1 protein-coding gene is annotated in these 1862 nt (G+C 73.6%); it reads right to left on the bottom strand.

Translation table 11 applies throughout. The features are described from left to right. Positions 1 to 1862: family 78 glycoside hydrolase catalytic domain (locus AB0M20_RS41165; RefSeq protein WP_364306718.1), on the bottom strand; the 1862-nt coding region annotated here is incomplete at both ends.

Raw genomic sequence — 1862 nt, 5'->3', positions numbered from 1 at the left:
GTCGTCCACGGTCCACTCGTACCGGCCGTGCCGCACTTCGATCTCGTCGTCCGCGCCGGGCAGCCGCACCCGCGCGGTCGTGCCGACCGGCACGGCCAGCGTGAGGTGGAAGGACCCGCCGGCGCGTTCCCAGGCCACGGCGGCTTCGCCGTAGGGGGTCAGGTGGGTCGCCGACGCGCTGGTGAGGTGTGTGGTCGGCAGTGGACGGACCAGCAGCGTACGGTAACCCGGCTCGCCCGGCGCCAGACCGGCCACCCGCCGGTGCAGCCAGTCCGCGACCGCGCCCAGCGCATAGTGGTTGAACGAGGTCATCTGGCCGGGGTTGATGTGCCCGTCCGGCAGCATGCTGTCCCAGCGCTCCCACACCGTCGTCGCGCCCATGGTCACCGGGTAGAGCCAGGACGGGCACCGGGTCTGCAGCAGCAGCCGGTACGCGACCTCGGTCTCGCCGGCGTCGGCCAGCGCGTCGGCCATCAGCGGCGTGCCGACGAACCCGGTGCCGATCCGGAACCCGGCGATGCGCACCAGGTCGGCCAGCCGGCGGCCGGCTCGCGTCCGCTGCTCCGGTGTCGGCAGCAGCGCCCACTGCAGCGCGAGCGCGTAGATGGTCGCGGAGTCGCTCAGCACCCGGCCGCCGGCCGTGACGTACTCCGCCGCGAACGCCGCCCGCACCTCGGTGGCTAGGTCCCCGTACTCCCGGGCCAGGTCGTCGTCGCCGACCACGGCGGCCGCCTGCGCCACGATCTCCGCCGAGCGGGCCAGGTGTGCGGTGGCCAGCACGTCGGGATCGGCGCGGGCGCGGAAGGGGTCCTCCGGCGGGGCGTTCGGGTCGAGCCAGTCGCCGAACTGGAAGCCGCCGGACCACAGGTGATCGTCGCCCGCGAGCCCGGCGATCCGGTCCACCCAGGCGCGCATGCTGGGCAGCTGCCGGGCGAGCAGGCCGCGGTCGCCGGTGCGCTCGTACACCACCCATGGCACCACCGCGGCGGCGTCTCCCCACGCGGCGGCGGACGGGCCGGGCTGCCGGATCACGTCCGGCACCACGAACGGGACCGACCCGTCCTTCTGCTGTTCGACGGCCAGGTCGGCGAGCCAGTTGGTGAGGAAGCCGGCGCTGTCGTAGAGGAAGCTCGCGGTGGGGGAGAAGACCTGGATGTCGCCGGTCCAGCCGAGCCGCTCGTCGCGTTGCGGGCAGTCCGTCGGCACGTCCACGAAGTTGCCGCGCATGCCCCACACGACGTTGTCGTGGAAGCGGTTGAGCAGCTCGTGGGAGGAGGTGAACCAGCCGGTGCGGCGCAGGTCGGAGTGGATCACGACCGCTTCGATGTCGCCGGCCTCCTCCGGGGAGAGCCCGGTGACCTCGACGTACTGGAATCCGTGGAAGGTCAGCTCGGGCTCGAGGGTGACCTCGTCGGGCCCCGCCAGTACGAAGGTGTCCGTCGCCTTGGCGGTGCGCAGCGGGCGTACCCCGAGCTCACCGTCCTCGAGCACCTCCGCGTGCCGCAGCGTGATCTCGTGGCCGGCCTCATGGCCGCGCACCCGCAGCCGCAGCCGCCCGACCACGTTCTGCCCGAAGTCCACCAGCGTCCGGCCCGACGGCGAGGTGGTCACCGCGACCGCGGGCAGCACCTGGGTGACCCGGATCGGCGGCCCGTCCGGCGCCACCAGCACGCCCGGGTCGCTGTCCAGGACCACCACCGGCGCCTTCTCGCCGGGCGTGCGCCGCAGGTCGACGCTCTGACCGTCGTAGAGGTCGTCGCTGACGACCGTGCTCTCCCGGGCGGTCCAGGACCCGTCGGAGGCGAAGGTGTGCACCCGGCCGTCCGCGGTCGTCACCTCGAGCTGGGCGATCACCGCGAGCC

This window comes from Actinoplanes sp. NPDC051633 (assembly GCF_040681735.1).
Classification (GTDB): Bacteria; Actinomycetota; Actinomycetes; order Mycobacteriales; family Micromonosporaceae; genus Actinoplanes.
The sequence above is the reverse complement of the archived record's forward strand: the minus strand, read 5'-3'. Positions and strand labels throughout refer to the sequence as shown.